Genomic DNA, 14,433 nt, shown 5'->3' on the forward strand with positions numbered 1-14,433 from the left:
TAGTATGCCACAAGGCAAAAAATATATAACATTAATTGGAAATTTCCTTGCTGATTCTTTTTTGCTTATTTGAGGTTACAAACCATCATGAACTCCTGGTCATTTTCACTCTCTATCTCAAATCCAACTTTTTGATACATTTTGACGGCGTAATTATCTTTTTGAACTGCAAGAGAAGTCCTTGGATACCCCTTTTCCCTTAATATTTTCAACATCTCTTTCATCAATTCACTTCCGATACCTTTCCCCCTATATTGTGGATATAAGGAAATTGCTAATTCAGGGACAGAATCATCAATGTGCCCAAATGCCTTAATGCACCGAACCCAAACAGCACCTACTGTGTATCCATCAACCTCCGCCACAAGACAATGATCGTCCTTTTTTGATCCAAAGCCATCAATATATATCCATATACACGGTTCTTGAATAATAGTCCTTGGAATGGGTTTGTCTCCTTCTTTTTGAAAAATCGCTTCATAAATAAACTCAGTCAATAGCATAACTTCTTCGTTTTTTATCGGTCTAATCATGAATTTTCACCCCCTAGGGTAGTAGAAATAAATTGACTTAGTCTATCTTAGCACAAAAATCACCATTCAAACAGTTGGCTAACCCTTTTTTAACCAGAACTATCTATACCTAAATTAAAAAAACCACGTATGAGAAAAAACCTCACACATGGATTCATTTTAAAAAGAGTATTCCAAGGAACACTTACGAAGGAACTCATTCACCTACACATATTTATACTCTTGCGTTTTATCATCAACTCCAGCTTGGATTACATCTCGTTATTATATTTATTCATCAAAATCAATTCTAAAATGGTTTTCAACAAAAACACACCCACAAGAAGAACTGTTATCCAAAGGGCAAAGTCTGCTAAAATAGTGATCCAAGCAACTGCCATAATCGTCCACTGGATAATATCAGAACTTCTAGCCTTGGCTTTATTGCGGATTATTTCACTTCTTTCGTCTTTGTAGTCAATTTCAGCTTGTTTCATTTCTTTTGGATATTTTTTAGACCAATACAACATGACTAAGTTAGAAACGGAAAAACCTAAAAATCCTGCACCTATGCCAAAACACCAAGGCTTTAACCCATCTCCCTCCAAATAAACGAAACAAATTCCAATTAAAGTAGCACTTACAATCAACAAAATTATATTAAGTGATTTCTTCATTACTTTTCCTCCTCATAAATAAATATGTCTTCAATTTGCATCTCAAAGTAACGAGCAATTTTAAATGCTAATATAATCGACGGATTATATCGCCCGTTTTCCAAGGAGCCAATTGTCTGCCTCGAAACCTCAAGAACTGCAGCTAAATCTTCTTGCTTTATTCCTCTTTTCTTTCTAATCTCTTCCAAACGATTTTTCACTTTTAACCTCCCCTTCACGGAAAGTTTGCTTTCCTTATTTGAACAGTATCATAAGTGCAAGATAAATGTCAAGCTAGCTTTCCATGAAAATATTAATTATTTATACCTATTTAATGATATATAAATAATCTCTGCTTGCATTTTTGATAGATGTCCTAACACATGACTTTGAACCCAAGCCACATAAGATAAAGAAAACTTCATTAAATTGCCGATTCACAAAAAAGACGTGGGAGGTCAAAAAATCCATAAATCCAGAGAAAATATTGTCAAATGGAGCAATCTAATTATCTGGAAAATAGCACTTTTTATTAAGACAAATCCCTTAAATCTTGTTAAAATGAATAAACAGGAGGCGATACCATGAATACGTATAAGCACATTGTAAAAGGAGTTATTAATTATATAGAAAATAATTTAGACAAAGAAATTGACTTAGCAAAGATTGCTGAAAATATTGGCTATTCTAAATTTCACCTTAACCGAATATTTGCAGAGGAAACTGGCTGTACTATTTATAAATACTTGCAAGTGCGCAGGCTTACCATTGCTGCCGAGAAACTTACAAATACTGATAGACCAATTACACAGATTGCCTATGAAGCTGGTTATAATTCACAGCAGGCATTCTCATTGGCATTTAAGCAGGTCTATGTATATCCCCCAAAGATATATAGAGATATGGGTGTCTTTATACCAAGGCAAACGAAACTTTCAATGTGTTTACATCTCTATTCTAATGTGAATCAAAATTATGCTAGAAAAATTGGAGGAATTGCCGCATGAGTACCATTCCATATGTGATTGAGCAAACCGGCCGTGGAGAAAGAAGCTATGATATTTTCTCCAGGTTGTTATCTGATAGGAATATTTTTTTAGGAGAGGAAGTCAGTAATACATCAGCAAGTTTGATAGTAGCCCAACTGCTTTTTCTAGAGGCACAAGACCCTAGTAAAGATATTCAACTGTATATCAATAGTCCTGGTGGTTCTGTAACCGCAGGTTTTGCAATTTATGATACGATGCAGTATATCAAATGCGATGTTTCAACGATATGTATCGGGCTTGCTGCAAGTTTCGGTGCATTTTTGTTAGCAGGTGGTAAACAGGGGAAACGTATGGCTTTACCAAACGCCGAGATTATGATACATCAACCAGCTATGCATGGTAATGGTATTCAAGGACCTGCCAGCGATATAAAAATCATGTCCGACTATATGCAAAGAAGTAAACAAAGACTTAATCGAATCTTAGCAGAAAATACTAGGCGTACCATTGAGGAAATTGAAAGAGATACAGACCGAGATTATTTTATGAGTCCAGAAGATGCGTTAAAATATGGCTTAATTGACTCTATTATCTCGAATCGGTAATATACCCTTTCCTTTTTCGTATTTTGAGAGTGAATAATCGCTGATCGCTATCATACACCATAAGGGCAACAGGTATTTCCGAGTTTATCGTAATGTCTTGAAATTCCTGCAAGAATCCTTTCATAGATACCATTGCTTCACTATCGAGTAAAATTTCATCCGTTTTGTAGGAAGCCTTTCCACCGGCATTAATAACAAAATCAATTGTATAATTTTCTTTTAGCTGCATTGTAAATATTCCGGTTAATTGGTCAATTGGCTTTCTATCTGTGCCGATAGAAATGCCACCGCCACCAGTACTGCTCCATTTACCACCGTCTTCAAGACGATAAACATTTACATTCAAGGCAATTGCCTCTTTCGGTGCATTGAAAGAAATGATTTGTGAAGTGCCGTCCATATTGAATGACTGCAATATATATTTCTCACTTTCTGATAATTCATAAGGAGAAATACCCTCTTTGCTTAAAACTTTAGGTAAATCAGCCTTGCTTGAACAAGCAGTCAACATCAACAGTAAAATGAACAGAAGCATGCCCCGCAATCTTTTCATCGTATATGTCCTCCTCCCCTAAATATAAATCCTTTACAACAATATCACAAGAAAACAATAAAGTCATGTATGAGTTCAAATCCTCAAACATGACTTTAATTTGTGTTATTAGGTCAAAATTAATGTTGTGTGTATTGTAGTTGTGAATGATAAATGAAATACAAGAGTCTAAAGTATTGAAGAGCCTTGCTCCTCATCCGTCTCCTCCATTACCATTCTTTTTTTCTCAGCAACAGTTACAATAATAGTATCTTCTGGAATTGCAAGCTTAATATCCTCATTTTTAGCAATATCTAAATCTTCTATTTTAACAATAGTTCCGGCTTTCATTCCATCCACGTCTATAACTATTTCTTGAACAAAATTCCTTGGTAGTGCCTTATAGGGAATTTCGTCAATATGTTGTTGGATTATGCTTTGACTCTTTTCCTTATTTGTTAAGACTACCTTTACCACGCTATTGACCGCTTCATCGGCAACAATATGCTGAAATTCTATGTGCTCAACTTGTTGTCTAACGGGTTCATGCGTAATGTTTTTAAATATGACATTATATTTTTCATCTTCGACTTCAATCGTCATCCTATTTCCCTTTGATACCTTGCTAAGAAGGCAATTGACATCGGTCAGAGGAATCTGAATCAAAATAGGCTCTTTTAAATTTCGTCCATAAATCGATGCTGGAATAATGCCAATACGTCTCAATTGTTTTGCTTTAAAAGTTCTGTCTCTGGGTTCACCTTTTATGTTATAAATAATAATCCCTCCATTTTCTACAGATTTTTTTAACCAAATACCTAAAAACTTGTTTTAATTGTATAAAGCGAGTATAGCACAAACAAAAAGTTAAAGCAAATAAAGGGTTTATTTTCTTGTATGTTTATAGAATATAACTACAGAACAAAAAAACAGTAACCAGAACTGGTTGCAATTTTTGTTTCTGTAATAAGGATTATACATGTTATCGTCTGATTTCCTGCAGTGTATTTGAACGATTACGGAAGGTTATGCTTTCTTTATATCTTCGGTATTCTCAATATAAATAGAAATTTCACCACAATTAGGACAAGTTGCCACTTTGGGTTTTCCTATTCTTCCTGCAAAAACTCTATTTGTGTTATTCGCAGCAGTAAGACCGTATCCACCATTCTCAACTTTAATATCGCAATTTTCTACCATATCAAATTGACTTCTTAAACATATACGCATAACCTCCTGTTATATAAATATTCTTTTCTTTAATATATAATTGTAAAAATAAAAAGGTCATGTTTGAGTTCAAATCCTCATACATGACCTTTTTTGCTGCGGATGACAGGACTTGAACCTGCACGGGGTACCCCACTGGAACCTAAATCCAGCGCGTCTGCCAATTTCGCCACATCCGCATATAAAATTACAAAACTTATTTTAACCTGTAGAAAAAATATTGTCAAGGGATAAATTGTCGTAAATATGAAAAAGCTCGCAGGAACGAGCACACTGAACCAGGAGGGATTCGAACCCCCGACCCACGGCTTAGAAGGCCGTTGCTCTATCCAACTGAGCTACTGATTCTCACAAAAAAGCGGGTGATGAGAATCGAACTCACGTGTTCAGCTTGGAAGGCTGACGTTCTACCATTGAACTACACCCGCAAAAAATCTGAACCAGGAGGGATTCGAACCCCCGACCCACGGCTTAGAAGGCCGTTGCTCTATCCAACTGAGCTACTGATTCGCATAAAAAAAAGCGGGTGATGAGAATCGAACTCACGTGTTCAGCTTGGAAGGCTGACGTTCTACCATTGAACTACACCCGCAAAATCTGAACCAGGAGGGATTCGAACCCCCGACCCACGGCTTAGAAGGCCGTTGCTCTATCCAACTGAGCTACTGATTCAAAGCGATTACGCAAAAATTATTATGCCACAACTTTCGTGTTAAGTCAACACTTTTTTTAAAAACTTACCCTTTTTTAATATTTCACCCAATTCAACAAAAACAATAAAAAGGGTATTAAGGCCACATTTCTGGGTATTTTGGTACAAAAAAATGTGGCCAAAACTACTTTTATACAACTGAAATTTAAATAATTTGAACTACCATTGTCTCAGTCGCCTTTTTATTTCACCGTTATGAGAAAATTCCATAATTGTTCCTTCAATTTTTCTCTTTTCAACGGTTATTATTCCAAAGGTAGGTGTAAGCCCCTCCCGGGGTAGGGTGATACTCCCTGGGTTAAATAAAAAAATCCTCCCAGTGTCATCATTCAAAGCTACATGAGTATGACCAAAAACAACGGCATCCGCACCTTGTTCTTCTCCCCAGTAAGCTATGGTGTTCAAGTCGTAGTGAACCCGCTGTTTATGCCCATGGGTCAAGAGAAAGCGTTTCCCTTGGGCAATGACCAACTTATGGGAAACTGTATTCATACTAAAATCGTTATTTCCTTTTACATAGTGAAAGGGTAGGTTTGGAAACATTGACTGCAAGGCTATGGCATCTTCGTCATAATCCCCTAAATGAAATACCATATCCACCTGTTGCTCTAACTTTTGCAAAATGGCTTTTGGATTGTCAATTCGTCCATGGCTATCGCTAAATACTAAAATTTTCATTTATCCAATTCCTTTTTTAGCAACACCTTCATTTTGCGAAGAGCCTTTCCTCTATGGCTAATCGCATTCTTCTCCTCTGGGGAAAGTTCAGCCATATATTTCTCTATTTCAGGAACATAAAAAATAGGGTCGTAACCGAAACCATTTTCCCCTTTTACTTCCCAACCAATGATACCTTCTACTGTATCATAACTCATCAGCTTTCTTCCATCGGGAAAAGCCGCAGCAATGCAGCTTACAAACCGAGCAGTTCTTTTTTCTGCTTCAACACCCGCCAGCTTTTCAAAAATCGCATCAAATCTTTGGGAATAAGGTGTGTCTTCCCCCAGAAATCTAGCAGAATATACACCTGGAGCCTTATCCATATAATCAATTTCCAAGCCAGAATCGTCAGATAAGGTTATCTTTTGGCTAATTTCCATAATCTGAACTGCTTTCTTCATGGCATTTTCTTCAAATGTAGTTCCATCTTCTACGACATCAAAGGTAATTCCCGCATCTTCCATTGATACAACCTTTACGTTCATATCCTCTAAAATTGCGTTGATTTCTTTGATTTTCCCTTTGTTTTTTGTTGCAAAAATAATTGTTTCCATTTTACTTCTCCCCAATCTTAGTTCAGTTCCAACCCATCTAAAGCTGCTTTTTGTATTTCAATTAAATCAACGATGCCCTTCTTGCCAAGGCGAAGCATTTCTTCCAGCTGTTCCTGAGAAAAAGTACCATTTTCTCCCGTTCCTTGCAGTTCGATGAATCCCTTTGCATCGCTCATAATAATATTCATATCAACCTCTGCCGTAGAATCCTCTTCGTAGCAAAGATCCAAAAGACCTTGTCCCTCCACAATACCAACGCTTACCGCCGTGATATAGTGGTGAAGGGGCAATTTTGTAATAAGACCGTGTTCCAAAAGCCTTTGACACGCCAACGCCAATGCTATAAATCCTCCTGTAATGGATGCCGTTCTAGTCCCACCATCTGCCTGAATCACGTCACAATCCACCGTGATACTTCTCTCCCCCAGCTCCTTCATGTTAACAGCACCACGTAACGCTCTACCAATCAACCTTTGAATTTCTGTTGCTCTGGGGTTAAGCTTTAATTTATTTATATCCCGCTTGTTTCTTGTCTGGGTAGCACGGGGCAACATGGAGTATTCCGCTGTAACCCAACCTTCGCCGCTGCCCTTTTTAAACCCGGGAACACTTTCTTCTACGGTGGCATTACAAAGAACCTTTGTATTTCCCCACTCTATTAAAACAGACCCCTCAGCGTAACGGGTAAAATCTTTCGTTAGTTTAATGGGTCTTAACTCATCTTTTCCCCTGTTGTCAAATCTCATCATTTCTTTTGACCTCCTCTTTTGAATCTATTGCTCATTATATCCCCTCTGGCACTATTTGAACAGAATATTTTCCAGCTTTTCTTTCACTGAATTTTAGAATTTTTAATTAATCAGAAATTACCAAGAAGAAAAGAAAGGAAATCCTAATAAATCATGCAAAAAATATAATACTAATTTTATTACTGAAAGGAGGATTTACATGGATACTTTTATACGTAGAACTATGATTTTTTTGATTGGTAGCTTAGGCTATTTTAGCCTTGAAATCATTTATCGTGGCTACTCCCACTGGACCATGTTTTTAACTGGCGGGATTGTATTTTTATGCTTATTTTCTTTGTTTACATCAACCGCGCCTTTTCCTTTTTGGGCTCGTTGCATTGCTGGGGCATCCATTGTTACTACCATAGAGTTTGTTGTAGGAATCATCGTAAATAAATGGCTCGATTGGCAAGTTTGGGACTATTCCAGTCTCCCCTATAATCTATTCGGTCAAATATGTTTAGCTTATAGCGTCATTTGGCTCATTCTGTGCATTCCCATAGGTTTTTTCTCTCGACTGTTAAACCAAAAGGTTCTAAAACGGATTACCACAACTTAAGGTAATACTAGTTTCTTAAAAAAAATAAAGTTGTGTTTTATTTCTTTTTAAAGAAAAAGGTTTTTCCATAGATGCTTAAGCCGGGTCCTTTTCTCTATTCCTACATGTTTATGAACAAATAATTCTTTTTAAATTTTAAAAAGGTACTGCAAAGAAATCCCATCTTTGCAGTACCTTTAATTTACTCCATTTAATTGTAAAACCGTTGTCTGATAGCCAAAGGATACCATGTGCTTTATCTTATTCGGTAATCTTCCATCATCTCTACAATGGCATCCGCCATGGCTTTCGCCACAATATCCTGATTTGCTTTTGAAGAAATTTTCAAAGCATCCCCAGGGTTGGAGAGAAAACATACCTCCACTAATATGGTAGGCACCTTTGTTGCGTTAAGAATCAACAAGTCAGTTCTTTGTTTCACACCACGGTTGGTTGTTCCTAATGCCTGAATCAAATGACTTTGCATAACCTCTGCCGCCTTACGGCTAGTCAACATGCTGTTGTTGTCATTTTTATGTACCTGGAATAGGGTTTCTGTACCATTGGCAGTGGTGTTGTTTGTGGCTGCATTAAAATGGATTGAAACCATCAAGTCTGAAATCTGATTTGCATTTTTTGCTCTGGAATTATTATCAGGTCTAGTATCGCTATCCCTTGTCAGATACACCTTTACACCAGAGTCTTTTAAATACTCTTCAATTTTTAATGCCAATGCTAAGTTAAGGGATTTTTCTGTCAAACCATTCCCGCTGGTACCAGGGTCATTTCCACCATGACCTGCATCCAAAAGTAAAACTTTATCGTAAACATCTTTTGGATTTTTTACCTGAATTTCATAGCCACTCTTCCCTTCCTTTACTACATACTCGCTAAAGCGATTTTGTGTAAAGCGAATTACCGTTTGATTATTCTTCGTTGAAAGGGAAATGTTATTCATCACATCATTTCCAATCTTCAATGTGCCGTATCCATAGGCATTTTCATAATTACCAGGTAAAAGAATCTCATAATAGCCCTCTGTATGACGATCTCTTTTTTCAATATCATCAATGTCCAAAGACTCCACATCATCCAAGGTTAAGATATTGGAGCTTGTATCATAAGAAAGATTCTCAAGGGTGGACTTTTTCACTTCAAGGGTTAATTCGTTGTTTTTTTCTTCCCAGCTAAAGTCAGTTAACTGCCCAACCTCCAATACAATACGGAATGTGTTGGTATCATACATACCCGTTCTGGCGGATGTAACATAAGATAAATCCTTTGTGCTTAGTTCGTTCTGTACCTTTGATTCCACGTTAGGAATATCCACAACAATCCTCTGGGGATTTGACAAAGTGGAAACCTTCGCCCCCAGAGCCCCGTCCGCCCCCACTACCAGCCTGTCAGAATCGCTACGGCCTGTAAGGGAGATTTCATCTACAACAACTTGCTCAAAAGTAACCATAATTTTTTTCTTATCGGAACTTTGGGTTACTGTGTATCCCTTTTTCCCGCTTAAATCCAAAACAACACGGGTTACGGGGATCCCCTTATTATCATGCTGGGCAGAGCGAATTGCCGTTACAACGCTACTATTGGTAGCCGTAATCTTATCCCCTAGAGCAGAAGTTGCATTTTGAATATCGATTACAACCTTGGAATCATCCACATAAATTTCATCATAGCTATAGATTGCAGAATTTGACTCTATGGTAAATACCTGCGGGTCTGTGGTTCTAGCAGGAACAGAAACCTTAGAAACTTTTACAGCCTGGGTAGTGGGCTTAGAAGGTTCCGTAGGTGGTGCTGTTGTGCTGCCACCCTCACCGATGTACACTGTTCTGTTGGGGTCATCCCATGTAATATTTAAATCCAAAGCTTTTGCTAAGGCTCGCACCGGTAGCATGGTTCTATCATTGACTACCATGGCCGGCACATCCAGAGTAAATTCCTGCCCATTCTTAAGGGCCTTCTTACTTCCCAATGTAAACGCCACCGTATATTCATCATTAATTACAAATGCTTGCTTTGTTTCCTCGCTCCAAAGAACGTCACAACCTAATTCCTGAGCAATCAGTCGCATAGGAAGCATAGTCCTGCCGTCAATGATGACTGGTGGCATGTCCTTGGGCTCCAAATCTTTTCCGTCTATTTTAATTTTCACCTCTGACGCACTGTATGCATGATTTTTACCATTGTAAAATAAATTCATTTTAATGGTTTTTGCATAAGCAACGCTGGTCATCATCATTCCTATGGCTAACGTGGTTAGTAGTAGTCGCTTCCCCCTAAATTTCATTGTAACCTCCAAAAAATATTCTATAAAAGGCAAAAGCCTTATCTTTTATTAAGTCCTATTCAGTATATCAAATTTTGTCGTAATTTAAAGAGAAAAGTTCCAATTGAAATATAATTTTAATAAATGAAAACTCCTTCACCCCAAAGAAGAGGTAAAGGAGTCTGAGTTTTTAAATTAATCTTCGTCTTTGCCTTGAGAGAAACCATGGAACTTTCTAAGTTTTCTCATGACATATCCATGGATACTTTCTTCAGGATACTTACCATTACTATCTTTTTCACCAGCAGGTATACCCATCAAAAGTTCAATTCCTTCTTCAATATGACTGATGGGATAAATATGGAACTCACCATTTTTTACAGATTCCACCACTTCATCCTTTAACACCAAATCATTTATATTTGAAACAGGAATGAGAACCCCTTGGGTTCCTGTTAATCCACGTTTTTTGCAAAGGTCGTAATAACCTTCTATTTTATGGGTAACACCGCCAATGGCTTGTATTTCACCCTTTTGGTTTACAGAACCCGTAACAGCTAAATCTTGTCTGATGGGTACTTCAGAAAGGGAGGAAAGAATACAGTAAAGCTCTGTACTGGAAGCACTATCTCCATCAATACCATTATAATTTTGTTCAAAACAAATACGGCAAGAAAGGGATAAAGGAAATTCCTGGGCATAGGTTTGCCCCAAGAACCCGCTTATAATCTGAACCCCCTTGTCGTGGGTGTGGCCGCTCATACGTGCTTCTTTTTCAATATTTATAATCCCTGACTTCCCTACATAGGTGGTAGCGGTAATACGGCTAGGATTACCAAAGGCATAGCTTCCCATATCCAAAACTGCCAAACCGTTTATTTGCCCAACTACACTGCCTTGGGTTGCAATCATGATTACGTTTTCGTCTAACATTTCCCCAAGTTTCTCTTCATAAAGTTTCAATCTTTGTTCCTTTTCATAAATGGTTTTAGAAATATGGGCAGAAGTAACAATCTTAGCCTCTTCCATTTTTGCCCAAGTTACAGCCTCACTAAGAATTTCCGCCAGCTGGTTAAACCGTGTCGACAACTTGTTTTGCCGCTCCACCATTCTTGAAGACTGTTCCACAATTGCACAAACTGCACTGACATCAAAATCAATGGTTTCTTCCTGTTCCACAAAACGCTTTATGAAACTAGCTAACTTCCACATATTTTCATTGCTTCGGGGCATTTCATAATCGAAATCCGCTTTTATTTTAAAGAATTTATCGAATTCTTCATCATATTCGCTCAACAATTCATAGTAGTAGTTGCTACCAATCATAATCACCTTTATATCCGCTGGAATGGGTTCAGGCTTTAACGTAGGTGCCACCGTTGCTCCAAGCTGATCCCTACTGCTGTCCATGTTGATTTCCTTGGTTTTAATCACTCGGCGTAACGCTTCCCATGCTTGAGGCAAAGATAACACATCCTGTGCCTGCACAATCAAGTATCCACCATTGGCTTTGTGCAACAAACCACCTTTGATTTTCATAAAGTCTGTGGTTAGGTTACCAAACTCACTGTCATACTCCACCTCTCCAATTAAGTTGGAATAGGTAGGATTAAAGGATACAACTACAGGTGCCCCTTCACTTTTGGAATGATCCACAATTAAATTAACTTTATATTTCAGCGTAACATCCTCTGCAGGTTTCTTTCCTAACATTGGCAATAGGGAAGATAGTCCTTCCTCGCCTTCTTCATCATCCTCATAAAACTGGCTAAGGTTCTCCAAAACATCTTCCTTTAAATCGTTCATATAATCAATTACCCGTTTATAATCCTGATATTTTTCCTGTATTTGGATGATATGATGTCCAATGGCAAACATACCTACTTTATAGTCAAGCTGTTCCAACTGTTTCTTCGACGCCTTATCAAGCTCACGGATATCCCGCATAATTGCGCCCGCTTTTTCCTGCACCACCTGTGAATTTTTCTCAATTACATTTTTTACATCCTCAGGCAAATTGTCATATTCCTCTTCGCCAATGGCACTACCATTCACAATTGGCATAAAATAAATTCCCGAATTTGTGGTTTTAACCTGGAATTCATACTCTGCCGCCATTTTGCTCATATCTTCCATTAAACTACTTCTTTTTTCATCGAAAGAACGTAGCAATTCGTTTTTTTGCTTTTCGTAATCCTCGGCACGAAATACTTTTTGAATCTCCGTCTTTAAAAGCTGAACAAGTTCATTCATATCCTCCTTAAACTGCCGCCCCATGCCCTTTTCAAAACGTAGAGCTAGGGGGTTTCTTGGGTTTTGGAAGTTATAGACATAACACCAATCCCTTGGAATAGGCTCTTTTGCCGCAAGTTTTTCAGTACTGCTTCTGGCATACGTTGTTTTCCCCGTTCCCGAAGGGCCAGCTACATAAATGTTGTATCCCTTCATTTTTACCATCAAGCCAAAGTCAAAGGCCCGCACAGCCCGCTCCTGACCAATAATTCCTTCCAAGGGCGAAATTTCACCTGTTGTGTTGAACGAAAAATCCTCAGGGAAACAGCCATTTTTCAACTGTGAATATTTTAATTCCTGCGCCATCTTCCTCTCCTCCTTTTAAAAATGTCGGCATATGGCGTTCTTATTTAGATGCACCTTTCTGCCGACATTCTCTTATCCTTTATTGCAATGTTCCTCATAACCCTCATAGAAAGGATAATATTTCCACATGATTACGGCATCCTCGCGAGTATCGGCATAATAGTTTTTCCGAATCCCTTCGGGACGAAATCCGTATTTGTGATACAATCGCTGAGCAGCCTCGTTATTGATACGAACCTCAAGGGTAATTCCAATCATCTCTCTTTCAAGGGCAACCTTCTCCAAGTTCTCCATTAGAAGATCACCAATGCCCTGTCTGCGATATTCATGCAAAACCGCAACATTAGTAATATGCCCTTCTGTTATTACATGCCACATTCCTGCGTATCCAACTACTTTTTCTTCATCCAATGAATCATCAATAGCAACAAAGTAAATTGCCATGGCATTTTCCCTTACTTCTCGTTCAAAATCCTTTCTGGTCCAAGGGATTGAAAATGTAGCTTCTTCCACAGCCAGAACCCCTTCAATATGCTCCTCTTGCATCGGTATCACTTTAACCATTGTGTTGCTCCTCTCCCTGCAAGCGTTCTTCCCTTTCCCGTTCTGCCTGAGATTTTCTCAAGTAGATGGGCTCAAAAGCGTTGCTGGCAACAGCCTTGCCGTCCCTAGCTAAAACCATAGCCAGAGCGGCAACGGATGCTGCCCTTTGCAAAGAACAGTGTGCAGGCGCATACATAAAATTAGGGTAAAGTGATAGCTTTTCTTGGTGAACCGACACGCCGTCTCCTAAGAAAATAACCTTTTGTCCATAACCTTCCGCCAATCGAATGGTGTCATCAATACTAATGGCCATCATTTCCGTCAAACGGTTTAATCTCCCGTTGTCCCAACGGTAAAAAGCAGTATACACCTGACTGCGTCTTGCATCCATAATCGGACAAATAATTTTATCTGTTTCAAACACATTATATGCCAAAGCATCTAATGTGGGAACGGGAACAATCTCCTTTTCCATGGCTAAGGCTAAACCTTTTGCTGTTGCCGCTCCAATACGCAGACCTGTGAAGGATCCCGGACCACTGGCACAAGCGATATAGTCTACCTCTCTGGGGTTTGTTTCCGATTTTTCACAAATTTCTGCTACCATGGGCATGATTGTCTGGCTATGGGTTAATTTATAGTTAAGGGTAAATTCTGCAATTAGGGTATCCCCATCTGCAATGGCGGCACTGGCCGTCTGCCCTGTTGTATCAATGGCTAATATTTTCATGCATTCTCCCCCTGACAAACAGTGATGCGGCGGTAATCATCACCCTTTTTAAAATCTTTTTCTATGGTAATATGAATGGCATCCTTGGGCATTAAATTAGGAATTAACGTTGCCCATTCCACCAAGGAGATCCCTTCCCCATAAAAATAATCCTCATAACCCGTATCATCCATTTCTTCTTCACAAGAAATACGATATACATCAAAATGATATAGGGGAATTCTCCCCATATATTCATTTATGATGGTAAATGTGGGGCTGGTTACATGCTCCGTAATACCCAACCCTCGGGCAAAACCCTTGCTAAAAACAGTCTTTCCCACACCAAGGTCACCGTCCAAGGAATAAACCTGTCCGGATACGGCTTCTTGGCCCATTTTTTCACCAATGGCTTCTGTCTCTTGTGGAGAAAAGGTTTCCCAAACTTTTTTCATACTTTCGACCT

Annotated in this window: 17 protein-coding genes and 6 tRNA genes; 3 read left to right on the forward strand and 20 right to left on the reverse strand. The window is 38.5% G+C overall.

Translation table 11 applies throughout. From position 1 onward, the window contains the following. Nucleotides 1-65: 65 nt before the first annotated feature. The 3 genes from RBQ60_RS13310 to RBQ60_RS13320 form a co-directional block, all read right to left on the reverse strand. The gene (locus RBQ60_RS13310) at nt 66-533 is read right to left on the reverse strand and encodes a GNAT family N-acetyltransferase (protein WP_307884164.1); all 468 of its coding nucleotides are present in this window, start codon (nt 531-533) and stop codon (nt 66-68) included. A gap of 251 nt (nt 534-784) precedes the next feature. Then, nucleotides 785-1,189, reverse strand: coding sequence for a hypothetical protein (locus RBQ60_RS13315; RefSeq protein ID WP_307884165.1), 405 nt, complete (start codon nt 1,187-1,189; stop codon nt 785-787). Then, the gene (locus RBQ60_RS13320; protein WP_307884166.1) at nt 1,189-1,389 is read right to left on the reverse strand and encodes a helix-turn-helix transcriptional regulator; all 201 of its coding nucleotides are present in this window, start codon (nt 1,387-1,389) and stop codon (nt 1,189-1,191) included. Before RBQ60_RS13320 ends, RBQ60_RS13315 begins: the two co-directional genes overlap by 1 nt. A 363-nt stretch (nt 1,390-1,752) precedes the next feature. Between RBQ60_RS13320 and RBQ60_RS13325 the strand changes: the two genes are divergently transcribed. Together RBQ60_RS13325 and RBQ60_RS13330 are read left to right on the forward strand one after the other, a co-directional pair. Continuing rightward, nucleotides 1,753-2,175, forward strand: a complete 423-nt coding sequence (locus RBQ60_RS13325) for a helix-turn-helix domain-containing protein (protein WP_307884167.1) — start codon at nt 1,753-1,755, stop codon at nt 2,173-2,175. After that, complete coding sequence (locus RBQ60_RS13330; RefSeq protein WP_307884168.1) at nt 2,172-2,762, forward strand: ATP-dependent Clp protease proteolytic subunit; 591 nt, start codon at nt 2,172-2,174, stop codon at nt 2,760-2,762. Before RBQ60_RS13325 ends, RBQ60_RS13330 begins: the two co-directional genes overlap by 4 nt. On the opposite strand, the gene RBQ60_RS13335 is transcribed toward RBQ60_RS13330, so the two are convergent. From RBQ60_RS13335 to rph, 12 genes are all read right to left on the reverse strand, one after another. After that, on the reverse strand, nt 2,746-3,315 hold the full coding sequence (locus RBQ60_RS13335) for a hypothetical protein (RefSeq protein ID WP_307884169.1): 570 nt from the start codon (nt 3,313-3,315) through the stop codon (nt 2,746-2,748). The genes RBQ60_RS13330 and RBQ60_RS13335 overlap by 17 nt on opposite strands. Before the next feature lie 168 nt (nt 3,316-3,483). Continuing rightward, entirely contained in the window at nt 3,484-4,020 is a 537-nt protein-coding gene (locus RBQ60_RS13340) for a 50S ribosomal protein L25 (protein WP_307884170.1), read from the reverse strand. 300 nt (nt 4,021-4,320) lie between these two features. Beyond that, on the reverse strand, nt 4,321-4,524 hold the full coding sequence (locus RBQ60_RS13345) for a nucleic acid-binding protein (protein WP_307884171.1): 204 nt from the start codon (nt 4,522-4,524) through the stop codon (nt 4,321-4,323). Between the two features lie 97 nt (nt 4,525-4,621). Further along, nucleotides 4,622-4,703, reverse strand: a tRNA-Leu gene (locus tag RBQ60_RS13350). A 95-nt stretch (nt 4,704-4,798) separates the two neighbouring features. Then, nucleotides 4,799-4,872 (reverse strand) — tRNA-Arg (locus tag RBQ60_RS13355). A 9-nt stretch (nt 4,873-4,881) separates the two neighbouring features. Beyond that, a tRNA-Gly gene (locus RBQ60_RS13360) sits at nt 4,882-4,952 on the reverse strand. Nucleotides 4,953-4,960: 8 nt separating this feature from the next. Beyond that, nucleotides 4,961-5,034 (reverse strand) — tRNA-Arg (locus RBQ60_RS13365). An 11-nt stretch (nt 5,035-5,045) separates the two neighbouring features. After that, nucleotides 5,046-5,116, reverse strand: a tRNA-Gly gene (locus tag RBQ60_RS13370). Nucleotides 5,117-5,122: 6 nt separating this feature from the next. After that, nucleotides 5,123-5,196: transfer RNA gene (locus RBQ60_RS13375), tRNA-Arg, on the reverse strand. A gap of 199 nt (nt 5,197-5,395) precedes the next feature. Further along, nucleotides 5,396-5,914, reverse strand: coding sequence for a metallophosphoesterase (locus RBQ60_RS13380; protein ID WP_307884172.1), 519 nt, complete (start codon nt 5,912-5,914; stop codon nt 5,396-5,398). Next, entirely contained in the window at nt 5,911-6,510 is a 600-nt protein-coding gene (locus RBQ60_RS13385; RefSeq protein WP_307884173.1) for an XTP/dITP diphosphatase, read from the reverse strand. Before RBQ60_RS13385 ends, RBQ60_RS13380 begins: the two co-directional genes overlap by 4 nt. Before the next feature lie 17 nt (nt 6,511-6,527). After that, complete coding sequence (gene rph / locus RBQ60_RS13390) at nt 6,528-7,259, reverse strand: ribonuclease PH (RefSeq protein WP_307884174.1); 732 nt, start codon at nt 7,257-7,259, stop codon at nt 6,528-6,530. 199 nt (nt 7,260-7,458) lie between these two features. On the opposite strand from rph, the gene RBQ60_RS13395 reads away from it, so the two are divergent. Continuing rightward, nucleotides 7,459-7,860 carry a putative ABC transporter permease gene (locus tag RBQ60_RS13395; RefSeq protein WP_307884175.1) on the forward strand — a complete coding sequence of 134 codons (402 nt, stop codon included), beginning with the start codon at nt 7,459-7,461 and terminating at the stop codon, nt 7,858-7,860. Nucleotides 7,861-8,095: 235 nt separating this feature from the next. Here RBQ60_RS13395 and RBQ60_RS13400 read toward each other — a convergent pair whose 3' ends face one another. From RBQ60_RS13400 to tsaE, 5 genes are all read right to left on the reverse strand, one after another. After that, a complete protein-coding gene (locus RBQ60_RS13400; protein WP_307884176.1) occupies nt 8,096-10,138 on the reverse strand; it encodes an N-acetylmuramoyl-L-alanine amidase in 2,043 nt (680 codons plus the stop codon). Nucleotides 10,139-10,312: 174 nt separating this feature from the next. Continuing rightward, complete coding sequence (locus tag RBQ60_RS13405; protein WP_307884177.1) at nt 10,313-12,715, reverse strand: Lon protease family protein; 2,403 nt, start codon at nt 12,713-12,715, stop codon at nt 10,313-10,315. A gap of 72 nt (nt 12,716-12,787) precedes the next feature. Continuing rightward, nucleotides 12,788-13,279, reverse strand: a complete 492-nt coding sequence (rimI, locus tag RBQ60_RS13410) for a ribosomal protein S18-alanine N-acetyltransferase (RefSeq protein ID WP_307884178.1) — start codon at nt 13,277-13,279, stop codon at nt 12,788-12,790. Next, the gene (gene tsaB, locus RBQ60_RS13415) at nt 13,272-13,988 is read right to left on the reverse strand and encodes a tRNA (adenosine(37)-N6)-threonylcarbamoyltransferase complex dimerization subunit type 1 TsaB (protein ID WP_307884179.1); all 717 of its coding nucleotides are present in this window, start codon (nt 13,986-13,988) and stop codon (nt 13,272-13,274) included. The genes rimI and tsaB overlap by 8 nt, the downstream gene beginning before the upstream one ends. Further along, nucleotides 13,985-14,422 carry a tRNA (adenosine(37)-N6)-threonylcarbamoyltransferase complex ATPase subunit type 1 TsaE gene (gene tsaE / locus RBQ60_RS13420; protein ID WP_307884180.1) on the reverse strand — a complete coding sequence of 146 codons (438 nt, stop codon included), beginning with the start codon at nt 14,420-14,422 and terminating at the stop codon, nt 13,985-13,987. The genes tsaB and tsaE overlap by 4 nt, the downstream gene beginning before the upstream one ends. Between the last annotated feature and the right edge of the window lie 11 nt (nt 14,423-14,433).

Source organism: Anaerotignum sp. MB30-C6 (genome assembly GCF_030908465.1).
GTDB lineage: Bacteria > Bacillota > Clostridia > Lachnospirales > Anaerotignaceae > Chakrabartyella.